This window comes from Bosea sp. PAMC 26642, assembly GCF_001562255.1.
Classification (GTDB): domain Bacteria; phylum Pseudomonadota; class Alphaproteobacteria; order Rhizobiales; family Beijerinckiaceae; genus Allobosea.
Map to the genome: position 1 here is coordinate 3,747,115 of NZ_CP014301.1, position 25,006 is coordinate 3,772,120.

Genomic DNA, 25,006 nt, shown 5'->3' on the forward strand with positions numbered 1-25,006 from the left:
CTGCTCAACTCCCTTTTGCGCAGCCATCGATCCGTCGGGGGCTGACGGAACAGGGCTCCGTGGCAACAGAGGCAGGAGGGAGAGACCATGCTCGAATTCCTCGGCGGCCGCCTGTTGCGCATGGCGATCACGCTCTGGGCGATCGTCTCCGTGGTGTTCCTTGCCACGCGCCTGACCGGCAACCCGATCGACTTTCTCATGCCCGAAGGCCTGGATGCGGCCTCGCGCCGCGAGATGATCGCCTATTGGGGGCTCGATCGGCCGGTCATCGAACAATACGTGCTGTTCTGGCGCTCGCTGCTCTCGGGCGATTTCGGTCTCGGGTTGATGGAGCGGCGGCCGGTCGCGGCCATCTTCAGCGAGCGGCTCTGGCAGAGCGCCTCGCTTCTCGCGGCGACACTGGCGCTGACGATCGGCGTCGGCGTTCCCGCCGGAATTCTCGCTGCCGTCTGGCGCGGGCAGGCGCGCGGCGGCGGCGTGCTGTTCGCCGCCTTCCTCGGCTATGCCATCCCGAATTTCGTGCTCGCCATCCTGCTGCTGCTGATCTTCTCCTACACGCTGCACTGGCTGCCCAGCGCGGGCTCGGGCACCTTGTTGCACTACATCATGCCGACGGTGGCACTCTCGGCCTATTTCGTCGCGTCGCTGGTGCGCTACACCCGCAACGCCATGCTCGACGTCCTGTCGCAGGACTATATGCGCACCGCCCGCGCCAAGGGGCTGGCCGAGCATACGATCATCCTTGAACACGGCCTGCGCAACGCGCTGATCCCGGTGATCACCGTGCTCGGCTTGCAGATCACCACGCTGGTTTCGGGCGCGGTCGTCGTCGAGACCGTCTTCGCCTGGAACGGGATCGGAGATCTGCTCGTCGGCGCCACGATCCGGCGCGACTACCCCGTGCTGCAGTTCGGCGTCCTCGTCGTCGCCTCGGCCGTGATCATCGTCAACCTGCTGGTCGATCTCGCCTATGCGCTGGTCGATCCACGCGTGCGTCTTGCGGGAGCGTGAGCCGATGACCGACATCCTGGACGCCAAGATTCTGGACGCCAAGTTCATCCCAGCGCCGGCAATCAGGCCGCGCCGCGTTCTGGCCTGGCCTCAGGGCGTGACCCTGCTCGTCGCGATCGCCGCTGTGCTGGCTCTGATGCTCGTCCTGCTGGCGATCTTCGCGCCCGCCATCGCGCCCTTCGAGCCCGACCAGCAGAAACTGCTGGCACGGCTGCGGCCGCCCATCGGTTTCGAGCGCGCCAATCCCGCGCACTGGTTTGGCACCGACCAGCTCGGCCGCGACCTGCTCTCGCGCTGTCTGCATGGTCTGAGATTGACGCTGGCGCTCGCCTTGTTCGGCACGCTGATCGGACTGGCGCTCGGCGTCTCGCTCGGTCTCGTCGCAGGCCTGTTCGGCGGCTGGGCCGATGCGCTGATCATGGGGCTCGTCGACATCAAGCTGTCGCTGCCCTTCACGCTCGTCGCGCTGCTCGTCATCGCTTTGGCCGGTACCGACGTCGCCGTGCTGATCTGCGTGCTCGGCATCGCCTATTGGGCACATTTCGCCCGGCTGGTGCGCGCCCAGGTTCTCGGCTTACGCGAACTGCCCTTCGTCGAGGCGGCTCGCGCCTGCGGCGCCACGCGCTGGCACATCGCCACCGTGCACATGATCCCCAACATCGTCTCGCCGGTCGTAGTGATGGCGAGCCTGAACTTCTCCAATCTGATCCTGCTCGAATCCGCTCTCTCCTTCCTCGGCCTCGGCGTCCAGCCGCCGACCGCGACGCTGGGCTCCATGGTCGGACAGGGCCGCGACTACATGGCCTCGGCGCCCTGGATCGTCGCCGTGCCGGCGCTGCTGATCGTCCTCGTCAGCCTGGCCGCGATGCTGCTCGGCGACGCCCTGCGCGACCATCTCGACGTGCGCCTTCGCGAACGCTGACGTGCCTTTGCCTGAAGCCTTCCGACCTGAATGCTCAAACCGAAAGGGCTGAACCCATGTTGAAGACCTTGCTGAAGACCGCGCTCGCCGCAGCGCTCGCCACGACCGCGATGACCGGGCTCTCCTCCGCCCAGGAGCTCAAGGTCGGCGTGCAGAACATGGCGCCCTGGCTTGACCCCGGCCGCGACTTTTCCAATGTCGGCTCGCAGTTTTACTTCAATGCTTTCGATCCGCTGATCGGCAAGGATGCCAGCCGGGCCGAGAGCGTCTGGCAGCCTGGCATTGCCACGAGCTGGAAGCAGATCTCCCCGACGGAGATCGAGCTGAAGATCCGCCAGGGGGTGAGCTTCCACAACGGCGACCCGATGACCGCCGAGGACGTGGTCTTCTCCTTCGACCGCATCGTCAATTCGACCTTCCCACCCTACACCGTGCGCAAGCGCGACACGCTGCCGAACATGGCCAAGGTCGAGGCTGTCGACGCGGAGACGATCCGGATCACCGCGACCAGACCCGAACCGCTGTTCGAGACCCTGCTCAATGTCCAGCAGGGCATGATTGTGCCGAAGAAGTACATCATGGCCCTGACCGGCGATCCCAATGTGGCCGAGCCCGCCGATTTCGAGGCCTTCGCGCTCAGGCCCGTCGGCACCGGCCCCTACAAGATCAGCGAATTCGTGCCGAACCAGCGTCTGGTCTACGAACGCCATGACGGCTTCTGGGGCGAGAAGGCACCGTTCCAGAAGGTCACGGTCCAGCGCATCCCCGAACTGTCGGGCCGGCTGACCGCGCTGAAGAATGCCGAAGTCGATCTCATCACCAATGTACCGCCCGACCAGCTCGATCCGATTGCGTCGGACGCCAAGCTCAAGGTCGAGGGCATGCAGACGCCGCTCTTCCACGTCGTCATCTTCAACACGCAGAACCCGAAGATGGCCAATCCCAAGCTGCGCCAGGCCCTGTCTTACGCCATCGACCGCAAGACGCTGAACGAGGCGCTCTGGTACGGCAAGGCGAAGGTGCCGACCTCGCATACATTCGCCCAGTTCGGCCCGCTCTACATGCCGGAACTGAACACCTTCGAGTACGACCCGGCCAAGGCGAAGGCGCTGCTCAAGGAAGCCGGCTATGACGGCTCGCCGATCCGCTACGACATCCAGGCCGCCTACTACACCAACGGTCTGCTGGCCGCCCAGGCGATCCAGGAGATGTGGGGCGCCGTCGGCATCAAGACGCAGCTCAACGTCACCGAGCAATGGACCGGCTCGGACCCGACGATGATGGCGCGCGGGTGGTCTAACCCGATGTATTTCCCCGATCCTGCCGGCGCGTTCGGCATCATGTGGGCTCCGACCGGCAACTCGGCCAGCGAAGGCCGCTTCAAGCCGGACGCCGCCTATATCGCCCTGTGGGAGAAGTTCCGCTTCTCGACGGACATCGCCGAGCGCAAGACGGCCTATGCCGGGCTGATGGAGATGATCAAGAACGATCCGCCGGTGCTGCCGCTCTACCAGCCCTACGAATCCTACGGCATGAAGCGCACGCTCGCCTGGCGGCCGCTGCCCGGGCACATCCCCTATGTGCTCGATTTCCGTGCCGGCCGCGTGACGCTGGCCGCCCGCTGACCGCCTCACGCCGTCATTGCGGGGAGGCAAAGCCGACGAAGCAACCAGGAGGGCATAGAGCCCCACGACCCTGGATTGCTTCGCCGCGCTCGCAATGACGGCGCCCCTGTCCCCGTCCTTTCAAACCCGTCCGAGCCCTGCCATGAGCAAAGCCCTTCGCCTCGCCTTCGTCGCCGACATCCATCACGGCCAGAACAGCTTCACCAAGATGGGCGAACACGCCCTGCCGCTGATGGCGGAGTTCCGCCGCTTCGTCGCGGAGGCGAAGCCCGACGCCGTGATCGACCTCGGAGACCGCATTTCCGACCGCGATCATGCGACGGATCTGCGCCTCGAGCACGAGGTCGCGGAGGCCTTCGCAGCCATCGCCGCACCGCGCTTCCATCTCTGCGGCAATCATGACCGCGACCATCTGAGCGTCGCCGAGAACGAGGCGATCCTGGGTCAGGCGCTTGGCCATCGCGTCGTCGATCTCGGCGACTGGCGGCTCGTGCTCTGGGCGGCGGATGCCAAGATCCACCGGCCGGACGGCTTCGTGCTGAGGGAAGAAGACCTGCTCTGGCTCGCCGCCACCGTCAACGCAGCCGACCGGCCTCTCGCGATCATGAGCCATGTCCCGATTTCGGGGCATGCCCAGACCGGAAACTACTATTTCGAGCGCAATCCCGAACTCTCCACCTATCCCGGCGCGGAGCGAGCGCGCGCCGTTCTGCGCCAGGCCAAGGTGCCGGTCGTCTGCCTGTCGGGCCATGTCCACTGGAACACGCTGACGACGGTCGACGGCATTCCGCATCTGACGCTGCAATCCCTGACCGAGAGCTTCACCACATTGCCGGAACCAGCGGGCGCCTGGGGCCTGCTCGAACTCGACGAGACCATCTTCTGGACGGTGCATGGCAAGGATCCGTTCTCGGCGCGGATCGATGCGGCGCAGACACTGCGGCGCTGGATGACGCCGCTGCAGCCTTTCCGCGAGCTTCCGGGATTGCGCCAGCGGCTGCCGGCGCTGGCCGCCGAATGAAGCCCGCCTATGCCTATGTTCCGCTAATCCACTTTCGGAAGCGCGACCAATGATCAGCGCCTGACAAGGTTAATCGCGCGATCGGTTTTCGAAGAAACGGAATGTCGGCGGCAAGCAGCAGAAGCCCAAGCGGCAACATCCAGATGCCCAGCCCCGGCAGGATCGCGAATACCCCGCCCACCATGAGCAGTACGCCGACGGGTATGCGGAGCCAGCGAGAAGCCGGGTGCCGCAGCCACCGCAGCGCCGAGCCCAGCCATAACGGCACTTCCTGTTCGAAGCGCCGGAATGCCTGCCGCAACGCCTGCTTGCCGTCGGCCAATTTGCTGCTCCAGTTTTAAACGCACGCGAGGAAGCCGCCGCGGCCCTACCTGGGTTTCCGTCCTCGAAGCAAGGTTCGCAAGCTGGGGAATTTAACGAGTGCGACCCCCGTGCTGGCGGCGCCCGCCAACCCTGCGGCAAGTGCAATCAAGCGCTGCCTGGAATACGGCCTGGGAAAGGGAGCACGATTGGGAGCGGTCCGCGCCGCCGCCGGAACATGAGGTCGCCGGGCGATGATGCGCGCGGCCACGATACAGCCGATTGCCACCGTCAGAAGCGCTCCCGTAACAATCAGACTGGATGCTGTTGCTCCATAGCGAAACATCAGCATCGTATAGGCGGCATTCAGCGCATAGCCGGCGGCAAAGATCGTGATCAGTCCGCCTGCTGACATGAGACCATAGACCAGCGTCTTGCGCTTGATGGCGGCAATCGCCTGGGCCGCCAGATATGCCAGCAGGCCGCCCATAGCTACTTTGCCGCCCAGAAGCCGAGAACGACACCTGCTGCAGCGGCCCACCCCAACGCTCGCATCGGCCGAGCGCGGATTTCCTCGACGATAAGCTGCTGCAGTTCGCTGGCGCGCTCGTTTGCCGCTTCGGTGATGTGGTTGGCATCGACGCCAACGGACTTCAAATCCGCTGTGCTGCCGCCACCAGCATGACCACCGTCATTCTCGCCTCCGCCACCGTTGTCCATGTCAGCTGTCTGAGACATGGCCTTGAAGCCGTTTTCCATGGCTGACCTCCTGCGCCTACCGATACGAGGCGAATGTGGGCCTAACCTGCGAGCGTTGATCGGGTTCCTGCCGGCTGTGACTTGGTCGCCGCGCACCCCTTCCGGACGTCTTGGGGAACATGGCAACAATCGATTTGGCAGCCTCTGCCGCCGAAGCTAGCTTCACCCCCCAATTTATCGAACGGGCAAACGCCATCTTGCAGGACCTGGTATTGTCCGCGAGCATTCGGTGGATGGCTGACATGTTCGACCTTGATCGCTTCGTCATCGCCCAGAACGACGTCTTCGCTGGTGCGCTCGCCGAGTTGGAGGCCGGCCAAAAGCGCAGCCATTGGATGTGGTTCATCTTCCCCCAGCTTCGCGGGCTTGGCATCTCTCCGACCGCACAACACTTCGGAATCGCGAATCTAGCTGAAGCGAAGGCCTACCTTGCTCACCCGCTACTCGGTCGCCGGCTGATTACGTGCACAGAGGCCGTTCTTGGTACACAGGAGAGAACGCTTCACCAGATTTTTGGATCGCCCGACGATATGAAGTTCGGCTCCAGCATGACGCTGTTCGCGGCGGCGGGGGAGCCCGCGACCGTCTTCCGTCAGGCGATCGATCGCTATTGCGACGGAAAGACAGACGCTCGCACGATCAGGCTTCTGGAGCAGCGGCACATGGCGCGGCCCGACGCGCCTTAGCCTTCCGGTACCGTTCGGCGGCCGCGATTGTCATCTGGCACTCATTGAATGCGTGTCGGCGATGCCCATCTCGAAATTCCGAAGCAAAGTGGCGGGCGACCATCATGGCAAGCGGCTGGGCTCCAGACGGAGCCGTTCAGGATCAGATCGACGACAACATAACCGACGCAGTACGGCTGGCCAGAGCCCGCCTGCCGGACGGTCCCGGTGAGACCCATTGCCAGGACTGCGGTAACGAGATCCCCGAAGCGCGACGCCAGGCCATGCCAGGAGCGCGAACCTGCGTCGCCTGCCAGTCCGCACACGATCGGCGTCCGGAATCGAGCGGCTATAATCGCCGCGGCAGCAAAGATAGCCAGCTAAAATAACCTGGAAGTTTCACAGATCGCGGGCGAGCAGCGCTCGCTGCTGGCGCTGATCTGGGCGCAGACGTTTGGGGACGGGCTACGCGTCAGCGCCGTAAGGAACCTGGGTCGCTTCTAGCGGTTGGGTCAGCCAGTGGCACCCGCCTCAAAGCGTGTTCTCCCAGTTTGCCTACACGGGCTCGGGACTGCCAGGTCACTGGCTACGAGAGAAGGAATTACCATGCTGCGACTGATTTTGGGCCAGGTCATCGGCGCATACTTGACCAAGGTGGCCGCCAGCGGCCGCCATCCCCGCCTCGTATCGGCCGTGCTCGCGGTCATCGCGACCCGAATGGGCGGAGCAAGCAGGCTGATGGGACTATGGGGGCTGATCGCAGCGCTTTCGGGCCGCCGCGGGCGCTGAACCCGAACCGCGCTTGCGCCTGCGGCGACAGTGACTCATGGGCGTCGAATTCAAGCAGCACATGAGACCGAGACCAACCAGAGGCCTCTCGCGCGTCTCGTCGCAGCGAAGATCGCCCATGCATAAAAAGGGCGCCTTTTTGTTAGGGGGGCGTAACCCGTACCTCATCACGGCTGGTTTACGGCGAGGGTGCATAACGGAGGCGGGGACAACGATTGAGATCGTCGAGCAACCGTGCTGAAGCTGCAAAATAATATCCTGGAAATGATCGCAAAAGGGGAGACCCTGGAAGCGACGACCGATCGCCTCTGTCGTGAAATCGAGTTGTTACTGCCGAACGTCCGGTGTTCGGTCTTGCGCGTGGATCGCGGGGGATTGCTGCACCCTCTGGCGGGGCCGACCTTTCCTGATGAGTATTCCGCCGGGTTCGAAGGTCTGATGATCGGGCCGCAGGTAGGTTCATGCGGTACCGCCGCCTATCTTCGAACTGCAATCGTGGTTGCAGATATCGCGACCGATCCGCGCTGGGCGGACTACAGGCAGCATGCCTTGTCCTTGGGGTTACGGGCGTGTTGGTCCACACCAATTCTGGATGCGAGCGGGAGCGTGCTCGGCACATTTGCCCTTTATTTCAAGGAACAACGCGGACCAACCGCGAGAGAGGAAAAAATTGTTACATCGTGTAGCTCTCTGTGCGCCATCGCCATGGAGCGCGATCAGCGTGTAACGGACCGCGAGCGCCGCGCCTTCATCGATGCGCTGACCAATCTACCGAACCGGGCGAGTTTCGACGTTTCGCTGGAGCGCCTGTCCTGCGCGGAAGCAGGCGCCTGGGCGCTACTGCTCATCGATCTCGATAACTTGAAGACCATCAACGATACGTTCGGGCACGCTGCCGGCGATGCCCTCTTGCAGACCGTGGCGAGCAGGATCGGCGAGAGCGTCTTGCCGGATCGGGTGTTCCGCATGGGCGGCGACGAGTTCGCCGTGATCCTCCAGGGCGAAGATGCGCTTGCGGACATCAAGGGCACGACGCGGCGAATTTTCCAGGCGCTAGCACCGTCCGCCCAGTGTGGCGGGCATGTCATTCAGCCACGCGCAACCATCGGCGGCGCGTTGCTGTCGGCCGATGATGACGATGCGACAACAGTACGCGAGCACGCAGACCTCGCATTATACCATGCCAAGGAAACGGGCCGCGGCGGGTTTGTGCTGTATTGGCCGGGCATGGGCAACGCGATCACGACCCGCATTGAGGTGATCCGCGACGTTGATGCGGCCTTGCGCGAAGGCAGGATCGACGCGTTCTATCAGCCCATCTTGCGGCTCGACACGCGCGCGATCGTCGGGCTGGAGGCTCTCTGCCGACTTCGCAAGCCGAGTGGCGAGATCGTCTCGGCTGCCGCATTTCATCAGGCAACTTTGGATGTCAGCGTCGCCTCGCATCTGACCGAACGCATGATGGCTGCCGTTGCAGCAGACATTCGCTTCTGGCTGGATCAGGGCATTCCACTTCAGCATGTGGGCATCAACATCGCCTCCGCCGATTTTCATAGCGGAACGCTTTTTTCTCGCCTCGAAGCTGCCTTCGGCCGACAAAACGTGCCGTTGAAGCACATCATTCTGGAGGTGACGGAGTCCGTCTATCTCGGTCAGCGCGACCCGATCGTAGCTCGCGAGATCAAGGCGTTGCGCGCGCATGGACTGCGCGTCGCGCTCGACGATTTCGGCACTGGATTCGCTTCGCTCACCCATCTGCTCACGGTACCGATCGACATCATCAAGATCGACAAATCCTTTATCGATCGTCTCGACGAGGGCGATCCCAGCCTGGCGATCGTCCAAGGTCTCGTCGATATCGCGCGCAAGCTCGACATCCGCGTCATTGCCGAGGGCATCGAGAACGAAGATCAGGCCGCCCTTTTGACGGATATCGGCTGCGTGCTCGGTCAGGGTTATTTGTTCTCGCCCGCCGTACCACGCGATGTCGCGACGGGCCTGCTGAGGCGGTTTTCCCAGCGACTACCCCAGCAGGATCGAAAGATCGTTCGCGTTGCAAGTTAGGTCTGTCCGATACGCCTCGAGCATCGATCGAGAGCGTATCTGGTCCGCCGCCGCTCGATGGTCGTCCAGGCGAACTGCACAGCCGCATGATATTACCCGTGATCAACTGCTCCAGCTTTCAGAAGCTGATCGAAATACGCAATCGTTCGCGTCAACCCTTCTTTCAAGTCTATCTTAGGCTCCCAATTCAGAGTGCTCTTTGCCTGTTCGATATCGGGGCGCCTCTGTTTAGGATCATCCTCTGGCAAAGAGCGATGCACAAGTCGCGACTTTGAGCCAGCCAGCTCCCTGATAACTTCTGCCAACTGGCGCATGGTGAATTCACCCGGGTTTCCGAGATTTATCGGGCCCACGATACGACTGGGGGTACCCATCATTGCGATCAAGCCATCGACCAGGTCGTCGACGTAACAGAACGACCGGGTCTGCTCGCCATCGCCATACAAGGTGATGTCCTCGTCCCGCAGCGCCTGCATGATAAAATTCGAGACAACCCGGCCATCTGCCGGATGCATTCGAGGACCGTATGTATTGAATATTCTGGCAACTTTTATGTTGAGCTTGTGCTGCCTGTGATAGTCGAAAAAGAGCGTTTCGGCACATCGCTTGCCCTCGTCATAACAAGAGCGAATTCCGATAGGATTCACGTTGCCCCAATAGCTCTCCGGCTGAGGGTGAACGCTTGGGTCACCATAAACCTCGGATGTGGAGGCTTGAAGAATAGGAATTTTGAGACGCTTGGCCAGACCAAGCATGTTGATCGCGCCGACAACGCTCGTCTTTGTCGTCTGAACAGGATCGAATTGGTAGTGAACCGGAGAGGCCGGACAGGCCAGATTGTAGATCTGGTCCACTTCTACATATAAGGGAAAGGTTACGTCGTGGCGGACGAGCTCGAAATTTTCATTGCCAAAGAGATGATTGATATTGCCTCGACGGCCTGTGAAGAAATTGTCGACGCAAAGGATTTCCTCGCCGTGGCTCAAAAGCCTTTCGCAAAGATGTGAGCCAACGAAACCGGCCCCGCCGGTCACGAGAATGCGCCGACCAAACAGCCTTTCCTTTTTTGCCGACAATTCAATGGACTCCTCGATGTTTGGACGTGCGCTACTCGGTAGATCTTGATCCAGGCTTGCAGATGGCTTGACCTCGATGAGCGTGTGCCAATAGTCGCACGCAACGACTAGCTTGTTGGCTCATACGCGAGAGAAATCCCGCGCCCCGGCGGGTGGATCAGGCGCCAGGCCGTTCTCCATGGCCTGATCCACCCGATCGAGAATGTCAGGGCACAGATCCATGTCGAACTTACGGGCAATGAAATATTTCGAGCGTAATAGATCGGGGATATCGTCAGGCTGAATAATTTTAGGTCGGCCGTGCTTGCTATGGGAAAAATCGTAGTATCGCAGCTCTTCGCCAGTGATGTTAAACTGTCCGCTATTATATAATATCGACTGCATGAAGGATTCTTCAGGGACAAGCGTGCGCCGATAATGACGCTCGATATCGGGATTTTTCGACGCAAAATCTACCAGGTATTCCGCACATGAACGCCTGATCGTTAGCCAGTTGCTGCCTCCGACAAGCTTGAACTGCTCGCTGAATGGGGCGTGCGCGACACGTCGTCCGAGCATGAGCCCGTAGCTGCTGCTCAGCCTGAACGTCCTGGAGAGATTGATCACGTCTTTGGGCAGTTTAAGCAGAATTTGTCCAAGACGACTGATATTGGAGCTGATGACCTTGTATGCGTAGTAGTATCGGTCTTGGCTTTCTCTGACTGGCCACTGCATTGCACCAGAGGTCGCTTCATCTGGAATGTCGGCCCTGAAATGATGGTAATACCCGTCGAATTTGGACGTCGCCAGTTTTTGCTCGAGTTCGGCCAGGGGCCGCACGAGATAATCCTGGCCGCTCATCATGACGAGCCAGTCGTAATCAAGCCCATTGCCGCGGATCCAGCCCAGATTGGCCAGTAGGTCATCGATCAATCCGAACCGTCCTCGCCCGCCAATGGCGGCGGTAACCCGAGTAACCCCTTCGATCTTCGATAATCTCTCGATCGCGGCCGCTGGGCCATCATGGGCAATGACAATGATATGATCGTTGGATGTGCTCTGGAGAATTCGGACGAGACGCTCGATCTGGTCGAGGCATTTATGGGTCTGCAGAAAAAAGGCTATCCGCATTGCAGGTCGCGCCTCGAAATGTCTAGTTCACGAAGCTAGCGATTACCGCTGCCAGCGCAACGCCCAGATGGAGACCTTCGTCGCGGATAGTAAATTGCCGCAAGCGGCGGGGCGGCCCGTGTCGAACGTCGACTTGCCGGCAAGCGGCATACGGAGTGAAATTAGCCTATGGGCGCGTGGCGAAATGGATCCAACAGGCAGATTCCGCTTCGGATGCCGCCACCGTTCCCGGCGAGGAGGAGATCGCTTCGTTCACGATCCGGCGCAGGCGCGTCATCCGGTCGGTTGAGCGTCATGCGGCCCTGAGCAGCATCCCGAAGAGATCTCGCGGCTCGTCGGGATCGGCGAGAAGATCGAGCTCTTCGAAGAACGCCGTGTCTGCGAGCTTTGCGCGCACATAGCGGAGAGCGGAAAAATCCTCCACGGCGAAGCCGACCGAGTCGAACAGGGTGATTTGCGTCGGGCTCACGCGTCCCGCGGCGCGCCCGGCAATCACCTCGGACAGTTCCGTCACCGCGTGATCGTGCGGCAGCTGCTGGATCTCGCCCTCGATCCGGGTTTGAGGCGCGTATTCGACGAAGATGTCGGCCCGACGCAGGATGTCGACATGGAGCTCGGTCTTGCCGGGGCAGTCGCCGCCGACGCCGTTGATATGGATGCCGCCGCCGACGAGGTTGTCGGTGAGGATCGTCGCGTTCTGCTTGTCGGCCGTGACCGTCGTAATGATATCGGCCCCCTCGACCGCCCTTTCGATGCTCGGGCACTCCACGATCTCGAAGCCGAGATGGGCGAGGTTGCGCAGGCATTTCCGCGTCGCTGCGTCGTCGATGTCGTAGAGCCGCAGCCGGTCGATCCCGAGGAGCGCCTTGAAAGCGAGGGCCTGGAACTCGGCTTGCGCCCCATTGCCGATGATCGCCATGGTCCGCGCGCCGGCCGGCGCCAGATACTTCGCAGCCAGCGCGGATGTCGCGGCTGTGCGCAGCGCGGTCAGGATCGTCATCTCCGTCAGGAGCATCGGGTAGCCGTTGCCGACATCGGCAAGCACGCCGAAGGCGGTGACAGTCTGGCGGCCGTCCCGGGTGTTCTTGGGGTGGCCGTTGACATATTTGAAGCCGTAGATCGCGCCGTCCGAGGTCGGCATCAGCTCGATCACGCCGTCAGCCGAGTGGGACGCGATGCGCGGCGTCTTGTCGAAGAGGTGCCAGCGGCGGAAATCATCCTCGATATAGCCCGCCAGCTCCGACAGGAACCGCTCGACGCCGATCGAGAGGACCAGCTTCATCATGTTGTCGACGCTGACGAAGGGCACGATGTTCAGTCTGGGGGGCATGGTCAGAAGCTCCGTGTCGGGCGGTCGAGGATCGTGCGGCCCATCAGGCTTGCGGCAAGATCGACCATGAGAAGCGCGGTGCGGCCGCGCTCGTCGAGGAAGGGGTTCAGCTCGACGAGGTCCAGCGAGCAGACCCGGCCGCAGTCATGCAGCATCTCCATGGCGAGATGCGCCTCGCGGAAGGTCGCCCCGCCCGGCACCGTCGTGCCGACGGCGGGCGCGATCTCGGGGTCGAGGAAGTCGACGTCGAGCGAGACGTGGAGAATTCCGTCGGCCGCCTCGACCCGATCCAGGAACCGCCGCAGGAGTGGCGCGAGGCCATGCTCGTCGACGGCCCGCATGTCGTGGGCGACGACGCCAGCATCGCTCATCGCGGCACGTTCGGCGGGATCGACGCTGCGCAGGCCGATCAGGCAGACATTCCCCGGCTTGACCGCGGCTTCGACGGGCGAGAGCGCATCGAAGCCTGCGCGACCCGTGACATAGGCCAGCGGCGTGCCGTGCAGGTTGCCGCTTGTAGTCGTCACCAGGGTGTGGAAATCGGCATGAGCGTCGAGCCACAGGACGAAGAGTTCGCGACCGTTGCTTTTTGCATTGCGGGCCACGCCCGCAATGGTGCCGGCCGACAGCGAGTGATCTCCGCCCAGGAAGATCGGCAGACCCTCGCGGCTCGCCTGCTCGGCCGCCTCCGTCAGAGTCCGGATCCATGCATCATAAGCCGCCAGGTTGCGGATCGCCGCATTCGTATGCGCGAGGTCTCGCAACGGAGCCGGCGCGACATTGCCGCGATCTTCGACGACGAAGCCGAGATCGGCCAGCGCCTCCCGGATGCCCGCGGTGCGATAGGCGCTCGGCCCCATGTCGCAGCCCAGGCGCCCGGCGCCCTCTTGCGTTGGCGCTCCGATCAGGATGCAGCGTTCCGTCGTCATGCCAGCTCCGTTTGTTCCAATGCCGCAATCTAGCGGCCACTTGCGGCGAAGTGAACGAACCATATTGGCAGATTGGTGATACTGGCTTATCGTTATGATCAGCTTGGCTGAGCAAAACGGCAGATATGGACCATCTCGACCAGCAGCTGCTGTCCATTCTGAGGCATGATGGCAGGCGCGCCATTTCGGACATCGCGGGCGAGATGGGTCTTTCGCGGGCGACCGTGCGCGCCCGCATCGAGCGGCTCGAAGCGCGCGGCGACATCATCGGCTACACGGTGGTGCTCAGGGCCGACGCCGTCGCGATGCCGGTACGTGGCCTGACCATGATCGAGGTGGAAGGACGCCTGCTCGACCGCGTTGTCGATGCGCTCGTCGGCTTTCCGGAGATCGGAGCGGTTCACACGACGAACGGCAAATGGGACCTGATCCTTGAAGTCGCGGCCCAGAGCTTGACCGACCTCGACGCCATCCTGCGGCGCTTGAGGATGGTGCCGGGCATCACCGCATCGGAGACCAACCTCCTGCTTGCGACGCCGCGCAGTTCCAGGGCCAGGCTGTGAGGATGGCACCCGGTCAGAAGCTGGCATTGGCACGAGGTGCCGCGGGCCGGATGCAGCGATCCAGGTATCAGCCCTGGCATTGGTGGATTAAGCCGAATCTGAATCGTTCAGGTTCTGATCTGCAGCATTTGCAGATGAATTCGAAGGGCACTGTCGAGCTAAATTATGTCGGACCCGACCGGGGGCGCGCGGTCCGCGGGCCCCCGGTAGGTTCTCGTTAAGCGGAGGCGACGCGGGCGGTGTTCGCCGATCGGGTGGGGAAGCCGGTTTCCGCAAAACAAACATCCGCCAGCTTTGCAACGCCCGTACGCATGATCTCTTCCGACGGCAGGGCAAAGCACAGGCGCATCCAGGACGATGCGGCGTCGCCGTCAGCCGCCCATTCGGGGCCCGGATTGAAGGAGATTCCAAGCTCGGCGGCCGGAGCCACGAGCTTCCTCACATCGACATGATCCGGGAACTTCACCCACAAGAAAATACCTCCCGGAGGAGCATGATAGGTTACTCCGGTTCCAAAGGCGGCATCGACGGCTTCGGTCAGGATCTGGAGCCGTCGGTTCAGCGACTGATTCAGGCCCTTTACGTGCTGGTCGAAATGGCTCGTGAAATATTCGCAGACCACCATCTGGTCGATCGCGCCCGTTCCGCCATCGGCTTTCATCGCGACGAGGCGGCTCAACACAGGCCATTCCGCGACCGCGTAAGCAACACGGACCGCCGGCGCCAATGTCTTTGAAAACGACCCGATATGAACGGTGATATCCGGAGCCAGCGCATAAATCGCAACGGGCGCCGTGCCCTCGTGCCAGATCAGGTCCGCGTAGCATTCGTCCTCGAAGATGACGCATCCGAACTCTCGGGCGACAGCGATCAGCTGCTTGCGCTTCTCGAGCGGCATGATGCTCCCGGTCGGATTTTGAATGGTCGGGATCGTATAGATCATGCGGATGGGCTTGCCGGCTTTCTTGCGTTCCGCAAGAAGCTCTCGCAGGGCACGGATGTCGAGACCATCGTCATTGAGCTTGGCACCGACGATATCGGCCTCGAGCTTGCGCAGCTTGGTCAGGACGCTCGCATATGTGAACTCCTCAACGATCACGCCGTCACCGGGGTTGAGGAATAGCGAGAAGATCAGCTCAAGGCCCTGCGTCGATCCCGACGTGATAAGAACGTCGTCCTCCGAACAGTTCACGCCCCGGTGACGTGCCAGCTTGTCACAGACGAGCTTTCGGAGCGGCCTGTATCCCTGGGGGCCATGAGACATATTGTACATGGAGAGAAGGGAACCATCCCTCTTCAACGCGGTCGTGGCGGCTTCGATCAATGCTTCAACGGGGATGGCTTCCGGAGCATTGTGGCCCCCGATAAAATTGTATTTCGGGAGTCCGGCAAATTTGATCGCTGCTGGAGGAGTCGCCTCTGCGAAGAGCGAAGTCAGGTCGAAATTCGGCATTGTAGTTGTCCTTCCAATTGTGCCCGAGTGACGGATCTTCAGGCTGCGGCCGCCTTCGACGGTGCGCGAACCACATTCAGAGCGGATAATTCGGACAATTCCTCGCCCAGCCCGAGCTCTCGCATGATCTCCTCGGTGTGCTCGCCGAGCTCCGGCGGATGGTTCCGGAGCGAGAAATCGTGGTTGCCGATTTCGAGCGGCATCCGCGGAAGTTTAGCCATTTTTCCGTTCGGCATCCGCACGGACAACATGCGGTCTTCATGATTGAGCTGCGGATTGTCGAAAAGATCCCCAGGCCGAGAGCTTTCGGAAAATGGAAGTGTCGCGGCATCCAAGCGCTTGCAGATCGTGTCCAGGTCGTAGGAAGCAAACAATTTTTCGATAATCGGCATAAGCCGCGCATTTTCGTTGACCCGATCCTCGTTAGTCTGGATCGATGGGTCGGTCAGCAAGTCATCTAGGCGGAACTCCGCGCAGAATCGGCGCCAATGCTGGTCGCTTGTGATCGCCAGAAAGATCGATTTGTCGTCGCTGGTCTGAAATGTCCGGTACACGGCCCAGGTGCCGCGCTTCGCGCCCAGCGGTTCCCGCTTGATGCCGGTGATTGCCTCGCCAGCCAGATGCTGAGCCATGAAACAGCAGGCTGCCTCAAACAGCGCGCTGCGAACGAATTGACCTTGTCCAGTCTTATCGCGCTCGCGCAATGCGGTCAGGATGCCGAAGGCTCCGAGCAAGCCGCCGAATATATCGACTACTGAGGCCCCCGTGCGCATGGGCTTGCCCGGCAACCCGGTCATGTACGCAAGACCCGACATATGCTGAACGACTTCATCCAGCGCCAGCCGATGCTCGTAGGGGCCTGTCAAGAAGCCCTTGAGTGCGCAGTAGATCAACGCCGGATTATCCGCCGCAAGCTGCTCGAAGCCGAGGCCTAGTCGCTCCATCGTGCCGGGGGCGAAATTCTCGATGACGACGTCGGCCGTCGCAATGAGTTCCTTTACGATCGACTGGCCGCGCTCAGACTTCAGGTTCACGGCAAACGCGCGCTTGTTCCGGTTGAATGTCGGGAAGAACCCCTGGGCAAAGCCTTCGAGCTTGCGCGTGCGGTCCCCTTCCACGGCTTCGATCTTGATCACGTCGGCGCCCAGGTCCGCCAGAACCATCCCGCAATATGGCCCCATGATGGTGTGGGTGAACTCAATCACTCTGATGCCCGCAAGCGGTAGAGCCGGGGCTTGAGAGACAGAAGCTGCGAGCAATGACATATCGATCTCCGGATAAAACAGAACGATATTCTGTTCACTGAACGCCATAATTGCAAGGCGAAAATTGTGCTTCCCATCCAAAACGGCATGTGCCACCTTGATAGTAAGAGAACGACGTTCTGAATTCAAAAAATGGATTGACGACATGGGCCACGTTGAAATTCACGAGAAGGGGCCGCGCGAGGGCTTCCAGTTCGAAAAGCGGGCCATCGAGACGTCCCGGAAGATCGCTCTTATCGACGCGCTTTCCGCTTCCGGTCTGAAGCGGATTCAAGTCGCAGCGTTCGTGAACCCGCAGCGCGTTCCCGGCTGGGCGGATGCCGAAGCGGTCGTGGCGGGCATCGCAGAGCGTGACGGGGTCGAGTTCACGGCGACCTGCCTCAACGCCCGCGGCGTTCAACGCGCTCTCGACACGGGCCGGATTACCATCGACGGCGGGGTAACGACCTCAGCCTCCGAGCCGTTCCTGATCCGCAATCAGAATCAGGATTTCGAAAAGAACAAGGCGGATCTCGTCACCAAGATCGCCTTGTATCGGCAATGCGGCGTGACCGAATTTCATGCGGGCGTCATGGCTGCATTCGGCTGCAATTTCGCTGGACCCATCACGGTTGATGACCTGATCGCCTCCGTGCAGCGCCTGATGGCCATCGCTGAGCAGGAAGGCGTCCGCTACTCCGAAATCATGCTTTACGACACCATGGCTTGGGCCACGCCTGCGACGATCAAGACATATGTGGGCGCAGTCCAGGATCGTTGGCCGGACATTCCGGTCGCCCTGCATCTGCACGATACGCGCGGGATGGGCATCGCCAATGCTCTCGCCGGACTTCAGATGGGAGTCAGAAAGTTCGACTCCAGCGTGGCTGGATTGGGGGGCTGTCCGTTCGCTGGGCACCAGGGTGCCGCCGGCAATGTTTGCACCGAAGATTTGGCGTTCATGTGCGGCGATCTCGGATACGAGACCGGCGTGAATTTGGATGCGCTGATCGAAGCCGCGTTGCTCGCTGAGGAGATTGTCGGGCACCCATTGCCTGGCGGCATCATGCATGGAGGCCTGCTGAAGACCAAGGTCGCCTGCGGATAAACAGTCGGAATGACAAAATAACGATCAGGCCGTCAGGCTTGGCGAGGGGATATACATGCAAGAGATCAAGCTGGATTTGGTTGGGATTAGTAAAGCTTACGGTCCCGTCATCGCGCTTCACCCCACGTCCCTCAGCGTGCGCAAAGGCGAGTTCCTCACGCTGCTCGGGCCGTCGGGGTCGGGCAAGACGACCTTGCTGCAAATTCTGGCCGGCCTCACTACGCCCGCGGCGGGCCAGATTCTCGTGGATGGCAGGGACGTTACGTCGGCGCCCCCCTACCAGCGCGATATCGGCATGGTTTTCCAGAACTACGCCCTCTTCCCCCATCTTACGGTGGCCGACAACATCGCGTTCCCGCTTAAAATGCGAAAAGTCCCTGCTGCCGAGATATCGCGGCGGGTCGAAGAGATTCTGAGCGTCGTCAGTTTGCCGCAGGTGGCAGATCGATTTCCGCACGAACTGTCTGGCGGCCAGCAGCAGCGGATTGCGTTTTCGCGGGCGACCGTTTTCAGGCCCTCCGTTGTGCTGATGGATGAACCCTTGGGTGCGCTGGACAAGAAGCTGCGCGAGCAGATGCAGATCGAAATCGTTCGTATTCACAAGCAGCTCGAGACCACCATCGTCTACGTGACCCATGACCAGGAGGAAGCCATGGTCATGTCCGATCGTATCTGCCTCATGAACAATGGCTCCATCGAACAGCTCGGCACGCCCGACGAGATCTACGATCGGCCGAGCACCGTCTTCGCAGCCGACTTCATCGGGACGTCCAACATCCTGCGCGGCAGGATCTCGGCGGCCGCCGGCGAGGACATCTCGTTGGTTGTCGGCCATGGAGTGACCGTCGCGGCGACGGCGCGCCCGGGCCAGAGGTTCGCGGTCGGGGACGAGGCGGCGTTGTCGGTGCGGCCCGAACACATCACGGTGTCGCCTCAGTGCCAAGACGGCCGCCCCCAGGTCCAGGCGGTGGTCGAGGGCGGAATCAGCACGGGCGCGGTCCAGAAGAAGTTCTTCAAGCTTGCCAACGGCACCACGTTCGTGTCGGCGGCGCTCAACGGGGCGATTGCCTCTTCGGTGGAGCAAGGGCAATCCGTCTGGCTGTCGTGGAACCCCTCGACCGCCCAGCTGCTGCCCGCTTCCGCCGAGAGCGAGTGAGGCCGACATGTCGAGCTTCACACTTCGGAACTGGCACAATAACGCGGGCCTGCTCTTCCTACCCGCCGCCGTCGTGCTGTTGATCCTGTTCTTCACGCCCGTCTTCAGCCTGTTGGGCCTCAGCATCTTCAACAAAGCCGGCGGACTGACGACCGAACATTACGACCGTCTATTCGCCGGCGGCACGTATTCCCGGGTGTTGCTGAACACCGTCTCGACCGCCGGCTGGACGACGTTGCTCTCTCTGGTCCTGGGCTACCCCATTGCCTACACCCTCGCTCGCGCAGGCAATAACGTTCGCAACCTGATGATCCTGGCCGTCGTCGTGCCGTTCTGGACGAGCTTCCTTGTCCGCACGCTCGCATGGCTCGTCCTGCTTGGGCGTCGGGGCCTCATCAACAGGGTGCTCGTCGATGCCGGATTGGCCGAGGAGCCCCTGGAGCTCCTGTACAATTTCAACGCGGTTCTCGTCGGCCTTCTCCACGCGAAATTGCCGCTGGCCGTCCTCACGATGTACGCGACAATGCGCGGGATCAATGAGAACCTCCCGCGCGCGGCCTCGACGCTTGGCGCGAGGGGCGTGCATTCCTTCTGGCGCATCTATTTCCCGTTGTCGTTCCCGGGGGTCGCGGCGGCCAGCCTGCTCGTCTTCGTCTCGTCGCTCGGCTTCTTCATCACGCCGCAGCTGATGGGCGGTCGCAGCGAGATGATGATTGCGCAGCTGATCATCCTCGAGGTGGAGGAGATGCTGAACTGGTCGTTTGCAGCCGCGGTGGCGGTCCTGCTTCTCCTGGTGACCGGGCTGCTGTTTTGGGTGTTCGACCAGCTGATCGGTATGCAGGCCCTGACAGGTCAGCGCCACGGCGGTGGCCAGCCCATCGGCAAAAAGGCGATGGCGCTCAGAAAGCTCGGCATGTATCTCGTCGAAGTCCTGAGTTCCGCCTTGGCGATGGTGGCCGCCGCCCTGGAACGGATCTTTGGCAGCGCCGTCGTGCCGAAGCTCGGCGGAAGCGGCAGGATGCTCGTCGTCGTGGCGCTGCTTGCCTTCCTCTTCGTCCCCACCCTGTTCCTGATCCCGATCTCGTTCACGGAAAGCAATTTCCTGGAATGGCCGCCCCGCGGGTTCTCGCTGCGCTGGTACCAGTCCGTCCTGAATTCAGGGCTCTGGCAGTCCGCGACTTTGCGGTCCCTGTATATCGGCCTCGCCAGCGCGACGCTGGCCGTGCTGCTCGGCGTTCCCGCGGCGATCTACCTGGTCAAGACGGAAAGCCGTCTGAAGCCGCTCTACATGCTCTGCCTGACCATGCCCCTGGTGATCCCCAACATCATCGTCGCGCTGGCGCTGTTCTACGCCTACGCGAAAATCGGGCTGGTCGGCACGTCCCTGGGCGTGATCCTCGGGCACGTGGTCATCACGTTGCCATATGCCGTGATCTCCACCATGGCCGTCTTCAAGAGCTACGACACGAGGCTGGATCAGGCTGCGTGGACGCTGGGGGCCGGTCGCTTCACGACATTCAGATTGGTCACAGCGCCGATGATCCTACCGGGGATCGTTACGGCATTCCTGTTCGCCTTTGTGAAGTCGTTTGATGAGCTCACCATTGCACTCTTTATTACTGGTGGTACCTACGCGACGCTTCCCAAGCAAATCTGGGCCGAGTCTCTGTATCTGGTGACTCCAGCTCTTGCTGCTGTCTCCAGCTTGCTTCTGGTTGCTGTCAGCGCCGCACTTCTGCTTTCCAAATGGCTTGGAAAAGCGAAGGGATAATGAAATCAACAAAGAGGGGTTACAATGTCAATTCGAATGAACCGGCGTAATTTGCTCGTTGGAACGACATCAGCGCTGATCGTGGCGCCGGCGGTATGGACATCCGCTCGGGCCAGTCAGAAGATTACGATCGCCGATGCCGGCGGTGCCGTGACCGAGCGAAACAAGCAATTCTATTACGACCCCTTCCAGAAAGCGACTGGAATTGAAGTCGTTCCCGTTACGCGCCGCGGTAGCCCCGCGTCCGACATTAAACTTCAGGTCGAGACGAAGAATAATCTCTGGGATTTCTGCGGAAGCATCTCGGGCGATGTCGTTGTGGCGCTGATGGACGACGGTTATCTCGAAGAGCACGGGGTAACCGGTGCGAACTACTCGGCCATTCCAGCGGACCTGAAAAATAAATTCTATGTGCCGGAGATCATCCCGGCCTTCGTTAACTGCTATCGCACGGACACCATCAAGAAGCCGCTGAGCTCTATGGCGGATATCTGGGACCCTTCGATCAAGGGAGTCCGGTCACTGCGCCGTACCGCCCGCGATACCATCGAGGTCGCGCTGCGAGCCGACGGCGTCAAGGGCGGCGACGATATCTACAAAATCCTCAATTCACCTGCCGGCTGGGACCGGGCTTTTGCGAAGCTCGATCAGATCAAGCCTAGGATCCGCACGTGGTGGTCGGCAGCTGCCGAAAGCGCGCGCTTGCTGCAGACTGGGGAGGTAGACATCCTGCCGACGTACTCCAACCGTGCCCAGGAGCTGATCGACGCCAAGCTCCCTGTGAGGATCGCCTGGGAAGAGGGCTTCTACCTCGTCAATGGCTGGGTCATTCCGAAAGGCAGCGCGAAAGTCGAGCTCGTTCGAAAGTTTATCGAGTTCGCTCTCGAACCGAAGCGGCAGGCTGAAGCGTGCGCAGCCTCGGGCAGCGGCCCTGCAAACCCGGAAACCGTCGGCCTGATCGAAGAATCGCGCCGGGTCAATTTGACGACTTATGAGCCGAACTTCAAAAAAATGGCCAAAATTTCCGACGAATTTTGGGCTGTGAACCAGGATAAAGCTCAACAGAGATTCAACAGCTGGCTGTTGGCCTGATAGTCAGGAGCAAATTCTTCCTCGGCCGCTGACGGGCTCGACAACGACGCATAGCGCGCTTACGCACGCGCCATGCCAGCGAGGTTATGATGAAAAGCAATCTTAAAGTAAGCCGGGACGTGACGGATGAAAGTGAAACGAAAGACGGCGTCGCATCGGTAGAGCGAGCGATGGCCATTTTGCTTGCTTTTACCGTGGACAATAATGTGCTGTCGCTCGCGCAGTTGTCGGATATCACGGGCTTGTACAAGAGTACTCTGCTTAGAATTATTTCGTCACTCGAACGAAACGAAATGTTGGAGCGGAGACCTGATGGGCGTTACAGGCTTGGGACGAGCTCGATTTACCTGGGCACGGTTGCTCGTAAAGCCTTCGGTTTCGGAGAGGTAGTCCAGACTGCCGTAGCTGAGATGTCTGAAACGACAGGCGAGAGCTCAGGCTTCTTCGTTCGCACCGGCTCGGCCCGCTTGGGGATCGCATTCTCGAATTCTCACCGCCAGGTGCGTCATCAGGTGGAAATCGGTCAGCTCCTGCCACTCGAGCAGGGGGGCGCGGCCAGCCGGGCATTTCTTGCTTTTGAAGCGGGATGGCGAACGGCGGCCGTCGCAGCGCTTGTGTCACGCTCTCACGGCGAACGCGATCCGGACCTGGCAGCCGTGGCGGCTCCCGTTTTCGGCCTCGAGGACAAGCTTGTCGGCGTATTGACGGTCTCGGGGCCCGTCAACAGATTCAATGATGAATCGGCCAACGAATACTCCGCCAAGCTTGTCGCGATGGTGAGGAAGCTGTCCCTCCAACTGGGCGCGACCCCTGATTGCATATCGTTTTTAAACCGCGCATCGGCGCATTTTTCTGACAACAGAAGCGCGGAGTGAGTAATGCCGTCGGATACCGATGCCTCGCTGGATTTGTATTACTGGCCGACTCCGAATGGCTGGAAGATTTCCATCATGCTTGAGGAATGCGGCCTGCCCTACAACCTCAAACTGATCGACATCGGTGCAGGCGAGCAATTTTCGGACGACTTCTTGAAAATCTCGCCCAACAACAAAATTCCGGCGATCGTCGACAGGGACGGCCCTGGAGGTCGAACGGTGTCGGTTTTCGAGTCAGGTGCAATTCTCCAATACCTCGGCCGAAAAACGGGCAAGCTTTATCCGGAGGATCCTGTTGTCCGGGGCGTCGTGGAAGAGTGGTTGTACTGGCAGGTTGGCGGATTTGGACCCATGCTGGGCCAGACGCACCATTTCCTCGTCTATGCCAAGGAGAGCGTCCCCTATGCCATTGATAGATTTACGAGAGAAGCTGCACGCCTGTACGGTGTAATGGACAAGCGTTTGGCGCAATCGGAGTATTTGGCTGGAGATTACTCGGTCGCAGACATCGCTTGTGTGGGCTGGGCAAGTCTCTACGAGCGACAGAAGCAGGACATTACGCATTTTCCGAACGTCAAGCGTTGGCTCGATAAGTTATTGTCGCGGCCGGCGGTGCAGCGCGGCCTGGCTTTGGCCCGCGAGAACCGTAAGGACAGTGCGTTCAAGGATCCTAAGGCGCACGCCATTCTCTTCGGAAGCAAGCCGGCCGGGTGACACCGGGCGGCGCATGAACGGATCCATATACCATGTCCTCGCATAGCATGACGCCGGAAACTTTCGATCCTGGGGTGACGGTTGGACCGCTACGGAAGATAACGGATTTATCGGTTTAGTCGGCCCCGTTTGGGAGAAAAGCATCGAAGGCGAGGCTCACTTCGCGTTCCTGAGCCAGGCAAAGCATAAGAACCGTCGCGGGATGACCCAAGGCGGTATGTTGATGACGTTTGCTGATCGAGCCATGGGCGCGACGGCTCGTTCTGCAACAAATCAACTGCCGCAAGCCACGGTCCAACTCAGCTATCAATTTATCGATGGTGTACGCATCGGTGAGTTCGTGACCGCTAGATGCAGGGTCTTGAGGCGAACCAAATCCCTTATATTCGTTGATGGCGAGTTCTTTATCGGTGACAGGATCGTAGGTTCCGCCCAAGGCGTCTGGAAGATACTGTCAGTTCCCGATCTGTGAACGGGCTGGAACAGGAAGCGGCGTGCCAACGCGCGGAACCAGCCATGGACCGTGCGCAGCCCCCAAAAGGAAACGGCAGCATCCGCCAGCCGCGATCCGCTCCCATTCCCCATCCGTCAGATCCGACGGATGGCGCTTCGTCTTTCGGGCGATCCCGGCCATCCGCCCCTGCCTTGGGCTGCCGCCCCGGTCGCTTTGGATCGGGTGCTGACCATTGCTATGCCGGCAGGACGACCACCTTCGTCTTGACCGGGGTTTGTGAGTACAGGTGGATCATGTCCTGGCTGAGCAGGCCGACGCAGCCGCTGGTGATGCCGGAGCCGATCGTCTCGGGATCGCTAGAGGCGTAGATCGTGTAGAGCGTATAGGCGCCGTTCTGATAGAGATGGAGCGTGCGGGCGCCGAGCGGGTTGTCGAGACCGCCAGGCATGCCGCGGGCGTATTTGGCTGCCTCGGGCTGGCGCTTGATCATCTCCTTGGGCGGTGTCCAGGTCGCCCATTCGGACTTGCGCCCGACATAGGCATCTCCGTTCCACCGGAACCCGTCTCGGCCGACATTGGCACCGTAGCGGGTGGCGGACCCGTCGCCCTCGATGCGGTAGACGTAGTAATTGCTGGGATCGACGATGATCGTACCGGGCGCTTCCTTGGTATCGTATCGCACGGTCCGACGGAAATATTTCGGATCGACCTTGCTGACATCGGCTGCCGGGATCGGGAATTTCTCCTCGGGCACCGGCCCATAGAGCTTCTGTGCCTCGGCGAGGCTCATGCCGTCGGATGTCGCGCAACCGCCGAGCCCGAGCGCGCCGAGACCCATAGTCGAGCCGACCAGAAACGACCGGCGGCTGAGAAGCTCCGCCCGACGCCCGGGTAGAGCCATCACATCCATCTTGCCGGCATCGGCATTCCTACCGTCCACGATCATGATTTTGCACTTCCCATATCCTGCTGCCC

General features: G+C 61.1%; 25 protein-coding genes and 2 pseudogenes. 16 read left to right on the forward strand and 11 right to left on the reverse strand.

The window, feature by feature from the left end:
* Positions 1–87: 87 nt before the first annotated feature.
* The 4 genes from AXW83_RS18025 to AXW83_RS18040 all read left to right on the forward strand — a co-directional run bounded on the left by AXW83_RS18025 (position 88) and on the right by AXW83_RS18040 (position 4,579).
* The gene (locus AXW83_RS18025) at positions 88–1,011 is read left to right on the forward strand and encodes an ABC transporter permease (RefSeq protein WP_066615658.1); all 924 of its coding nucleotides are present in this window, start codon (positions 88–90) and stop codon (positions 1,009–1,011) included.
* Positions 1,012–1,015: 4 nt separating this feature from the next.
* Positions 1,016–1,933, forward strand: a complete 918-nt coding sequence (locus AXW83_RS18030) for an ABC transporter permease (RefSeq protein WP_066615660.1) — start codon at positions 1,016–1,018, stop codon at positions 1,931–1,933.
* Positions 1,934–1,989: 56 nt separating this feature from the next.
* A complete protein-coding gene (locus tag AXW83_RS18035) occupies positions 1,990–3,558 on the forward strand; it encodes an ABC transporter substrate-binding protein (RefSeq protein ID WP_066615661.1) in 1,569 nt (522 codons plus the stop codon).
* A gap of 142 nt (positions 3,559–3,700) precedes the next feature.
* Positions 3,701–4,579: a metallophosphoesterase family protein gene (locus AXW83_RS18040; RefSeq protein ID WP_066615662.1), complete on the forward strand. Its 879-nt coding sequence runs from the start codon at positions 3,701–3,703 to the stop codon at positions 4,577–4,579.
* A gap of 13 nt (positions 4,580–4,592) precedes the next feature.
* Here AXW83_RS18040 and AXW83_RS18045 read toward each other — a convergent pair whose 3' ends face one another.
* Genes AXW83_RS18045 through AXW83_RS18055 form a run of 3 tightly spaced genes read right to left on the reverse strand, consistent with a single transcriptional unit; the run spans position 4,593 to position 5,638 of the window.
* On the reverse strand, positions 4,593–4,901 hold the full coding sequence (locus tag AXW83_RS18045) for a hypothetical protein (RefSeq protein ID WP_066615663.1): 309 nt from the start codon (positions 4,899–4,901) through the stop codon (positions 4,593–4,595).
* Positions 4,902–4,946: 45 nt separating this feature from the next.
* A complete protein-coding gene (locus tag AXW83_RS18050; RefSeq protein ID WP_066615665.1) occupies positions 4,947–5,369 on the reverse strand; it encodes a TspO/MBR family protein in 423 nt (140 codons plus the stop codon).
* Positions 5,370–5,371: 2 nt separating this feature from the next.
* Positions 5,372–5,638: a hypothetical protein gene (locus AXW83_RS18055; protein WP_066615666.1), complete on the reverse strand. Its 267-nt coding sequence runs from the start codon at positions 5,636–5,638 to the stop codon at positions 5,372–5,374.
* A 233-nt stretch (positions 5,639–5,871) separates the two neighbouring features.
* Here AXW83_RS18055 and AXW83_RS18060 point away from each other — a divergent pair, with 233 nt between their 5' ends.
* From AXW83_RS18060 to AXW83_RS18070, 4 genes are all read left to right on the forward strand, one after another.
* Positions 5,872–6,324: a DUF1810 domain-containing protein gene (locus AXW83_RS18060; protein WP_066620749.1), complete on the forward strand. Its 453-nt coding sequence runs from the start codon at positions 5,872–5,874 to the stop codon at positions 6,322–6,324.
* Between the two features lie 104 nt (positions 6,325–6,428).
* A complete protein-coding gene (locus tag AXW83_RS26665; RefSeq protein ID WP_082767220.1) occupies positions 6,429–6,692 on the forward strand; it encodes a DksA/TraR family C4-type zinc finger protein in 264 nt (87 codons plus the stop codon).
* Positions 6,693–6,909: 217 nt separating this feature from the next.
* Entirely contained in the window at positions 6,910–7,092 is a 183-nt protein-coding gene (locus tag AXW83_RS18065) for a hypothetical protein (protein ID WP_066615670.1), read from the forward strand.
* Between the two features lie 264 nt (positions 7,093–7,356).
* Positions 7,357–9,156: a putative bifunctional diguanylate cyclase/phosphodiesterase gene (locus AXW83_RS18070; protein ID WP_066620752.1), complete on the forward strand. Its 1,800-nt coding sequence runs from the start codon at positions 7,357–7,359 to the stop codon at positions 9,154–9,156.
* Between the two features lie 92 nt (positions 9,157–9,248).
* Here the strand turns inward: AXW83_RS18070 and AXW83_RS18075 are convergent, their stop codons facing one another.
* From AXW83_RS18075 to rocF, 4 genes are all read right to left on the reverse strand, one after another.
* On the reverse strand, positions 9,249–10,232 hold the full coding sequence (locus tag AXW83_RS18075) for a UDP-glucuronic acid decarboxylase family protein (RefSeq protein ID WP_236841707.1): 984 nt from the start codon (positions 10,230–10,232) through the stop codon (positions 9,249–9,251).
* A gap of 120 nt (positions 10,233–10,352) precedes the next feature.
* On the reverse strand, positions 10,353–11,342 hold the full coding sequence (locus tag AXW83_RS18080) for a beta-1,6-N-acetylglucosaminyltransferase (RefSeq protein WP_066615673.1): 990 nt from the start codon (positions 11,340–11,342) through the stop codon (positions 10,353–10,355).
* Between the two features lie 292 nt (positions 11,343–11,634).
* Positions 11,635–12,672 carry an ornithine cyclodeaminase gene (locus AXW83_RS18085; RefSeq protein ID WP_066615677.1) on the reverse strand — a complete coding sequence of 346 codons (1,038 nt, stop codon included), beginning with the start codon at positions 12,670–12,672 and terminating at the stop codon, positions 11,635–11,637.
* A gap of 2 nt (positions 12,673–12,674) precedes the next feature.
* Positions 12,675–13,601: an arginase gene (gene rocF, locus AXW83_RS18090; RefSeq protein ID WP_066615679.1), complete on the reverse strand. Its 927-nt coding sequence runs from the start codon at positions 13,599–13,601 to the stop codon at positions 12,675–12,677.
* Positions 13,602–13,726: 125 nt separating this feature from the next.
* Here rocF and AXW83_RS18095 point away from each other — a divergent pair, with 125 nt between their 5' ends.
* Positions 13,727–14,164 (forward strand): Lrp/AsnC family transcriptional regulator, encoded by a 438-nt coding sequence (locus AXW83_RS18095; protein ID WP_066615680.1) that lies wholly within the window; start codon positions 13,727–13,729, stop codon positions 14,162–14,164.
* A gap of 217 nt (positions 14,165–14,381) precedes the next feature.
* Here AXW83_RS18095 and AXW83_RS18100 read toward each other — a convergent pair whose 3' ends face one another.
* Together AXW83_RS18100 and AXW83_RS18105 are read right to left on the reverse strand one after the other, a co-directional pair.
* Complete coding sequence (locus tag AXW83_RS18100) at positions 14,382–15,617, reverse strand: aminotransferase-like domain-containing protein (protein ID WP_066615681.1); 1,236 nt, start codon at positions 15,615–15,617, stop codon at positions 14,382–14,384.
* Between the two features lie 38 nt (positions 15,618–15,655).
* Positions 15,656–17,029, reverse strand: coding sequence for a CaiB/BaiF CoA transferase family protein (locus AXW83_RS18105; protein ID WP_210179611.1), 1,374 nt, complete (start codon positions 17,027–17,029; stop codon positions 15,656–15,658).
* Here AXW83_RS18105 and AXW83_RS18110 point away from each other — a divergent pair.
* The 7 genes and pseudogenes from AXW83_RS18110 to AXW83_RS28270 form a co-directional block, all read left to right on the forward strand.
* Entirely contained in the window at positions 17,028–17,969 is a 942-nt protein-coding gene (locus AXW83_RS18110) for a hydroxymethylglutaryl-CoA lyase (protein WP_066615682.1), read from the forward strand. The genes AXW83_RS18105 and AXW83_RS18110 overlap by 2 nt on opposite strands.
* A gap of 55 nt (positions 17,970–18,024) precedes the next feature.
* Positions 18,025–19,125, forward strand: coding sequence for an ABC transporter ATP-binding protein (locus AXW83_RS18115; protein WP_066615684.1), 1,101 nt, complete (start codon positions 18,025–18,027; stop codon positions 19,123–19,125).
* Positions 19,126–19,132: 7 nt separating this feature from the next.
* Positions 19,133–20,896 (forward strand): ABC transporter permease subunit, encoded by a 1,764-nt coding sequence (locus AXW83_RS18120; RefSeq protein ID WP_066615686.1) that lies wholly within the window; start codon positions 19,133–19,135, stop codon positions 20,894–20,896.
* 24 nt (positions 20,897–20,920) lie between these two features.
* Entirely contained in the window at positions 20,921–21,988 is a 1,068-nt protein-coding gene (locus AXW83_RS18125; RefSeq protein WP_082767221.1) for an extracellular solute-binding protein, read from the forward strand.
* An 89-nt stretch (positions 21,989–22,077) separates the two neighbouring features.
* Positions 22,078–22,863, forward strand: a complete 786-nt coding sequence (locus AXW83_RS18130; RefSeq protein WP_168166117.1) for an IclR family transcriptional regulator — start codon at positions 22,078–22,080, stop codon at positions 22,861–22,863.
* Between the two features lie 3 nt (positions 22,864–22,866).
* Positions 22,867–23,577, forward strand: coding sequence for a glutathione S-transferase N-terminal domain-containing protein (locus tag AXW83_RS18135; RefSeq protein WP_066615690.1), 711 nt, complete (start codon positions 22,867–22,869; stop codon positions 23,575–23,577).
* 244 nt (positions 23,578–23,821) lie between these two features.
* A pseudogene (locus AXW83_RS28270) lies at positions 23,822–23,938 on the forward strand (PaaI family thioesterase); the annotation flags it as partial.
* Positions 23,939–24,005: 67 nt separating this feature from the next.
* Here AXW83_RS28270 and AXW83_RS27195 read toward each other — a convergent pair.
* Positions 24,006–24,211 (reverse strand): annotated as a pseudogene (locus tag AXW83_RS27195) (transposase); the annotation flags it as partial.
* A gap of 55 nt (positions 24,212–24,266) precedes the next feature.
* Positions 24,267–24,977, reverse strand: coding sequence for a L,D-transpeptidase (locus tag AXW83_RS18145; protein ID WP_066615692.1), 711 nt, complete (start codon positions 24,975–24,977; stop codon positions 24,267–24,269).
* Positions 24,978–25,006: the final 29 nt, after the last annotated feature.

Coding starts and splice junctions, on each gene's coding strand:
- AXW83_RS18060 (WP_066620749.1), top strand. CDS start 5,872: ATGGCTGACATGTTCGACCTTGATCGCTTCGTCATCGCCCAGAACGAC.
- AXW83_RS18095 (WP_066615680.1), top strand. CDS start 13,727: ATGGACCATCTCGACCAGCAGCTGCTGTCCATTCTGAGGCATGATGGC.
- AXW83_RS18025 (WP_066615658.1), top strand. CDS start 88: ATGCTCGAATTCCTCGGCGGCCGCCTGTTGCGCATGGCGATCACGCTC.
- AXW83_RS18085 (WP_066615677.1), bottom strand. CDS start 12,672: ATGCCCCCCAGACTGAACATCGTGCCCTTCGTCAGCGTCGACAACATG.
- AXW83_RS18120 (WP_066615686.1), top strand. CDS start 19,133: ATGTCGAGCTTCACACTTCGGAACTGGCACAATAACGCGGGCCTGCTC.
- AXW83_RS18030 (WP_066615660.1), top strand. CDS start 1,016: ATGACCGACATCCTGGACGCCAAGATTCTGGACGCCAAGTTCATCCCA.
- AXW83_RS18110 (WP_066615682.1), top strand. CDS start 17,028: ATGGGCCACGTTGAAATTCACGAGAAGGGGCCGCGCGAGGGCTTCCAG.
- AXW83_RS18065 (WP_066615670.1), top strand. CDS start 6,910: ATGCTGCGACTGATTTTGGGCCAGGTCATCGGCGCATACTTGACCAAG.
- AXW83_RS18125 (WP_082767221.1), top strand. CDS start 20,921: ATGTCAATTCGAATGAACCGGCGTAATTTGCTCGTTGGAACGACATCA.
- AXW83_RS18130 (WP_168166117.1), top strand. CDS start 22,078: ATGAAAAGCAATCTTAAAGTAAGCCGGGACGTGACGGATGAAAGTGAA.
- AXW83_RS18050 (WP_066615665.1), bottom strand. CDS start 5,369: ATGGGCGGCCTGCTGGCATATCTGGCGGCCCAGGCGATTGCCGCCATC.
- rocF (WP_066615679.1), bottom strand. CDS start 13,601: ATGACGACGGAACGCTGCATCCTGATCGGAGCGCCAACGCAAGAGGGC.
- AXW83_RS26665 (WP_082767220.1), top strand. CDS start 6,429: ATGGCAAGCGGCTGGGCTCCAGACGGAGCCGTTCAGGATCAGATCGAC.
- AXW83_RS18055 (WP_066615666.1), bottom strand. CDS start 5,638: ATGGAAAACGGCTTCAAGGCCATGTCTCAGACAGCTGACATGGACAAC.
- AXW83_RS18135 (WP_066615690.1), top strand. CDS start 22,867: ATGCCGTCGGATACCGATGCCTCGCTGGATTTGTATTACTGGCCGACT.
- AXW83_RS18145 (WP_066615692.1), bottom strand. CDS start 24,977: ATGATCGTGGACGGTAGGAATGCCGATGCCGGCAAGATGGATGTGATG.
- AXW83_RS18115 (WP_066615684.1), top strand. CDS start 18,025: ATGCAAGAGATCAAGCTGGATTTGGTTGGGATTAGTAAAGCTTACGGT.
- AXW83_RS18070 (WP_066620752.1), top strand. CDS start 7,357: ATGATCGCAAAAGGGGAGACCCTGGAAGCGACGACCGATCGCCTCTGT.
- AXW83_RS18100 (WP_066615681.1), bottom strand. CDS start 15,617: ATGCCGAATTTCGACCTGACTTCGCTCTTCGCAGAGGCGACTCCTCCA.
- AXW83_RS18105 (WP_210179611.1), bottom strand. CDS start 17,029: ATGTCGTCAATCCATTTTTTGAATTCAGAACGTCGTTCTCTTACTATC.
- AXW83_RS18080 (WP_066615673.1), bottom strand. CDS start 11,342: ATGCGGATAGCCTTTTTTCTGCAGACCCATAAATGCCTCGACCAGATC.
- AXW83_RS18040 (WP_066615662.1), top strand. CDS start 3,701: ATGAGCAAAGCCCTTCGCCTCGCCTTCGTCGCCGACATCCATCACGGC.
- AXW83_RS18035 (WP_066615661.1), top strand. CDS start 1,990: ATGTTGAAGACCTTGCTGAAGACCGCGCTCGCCGCAGCGCTCGCCACG.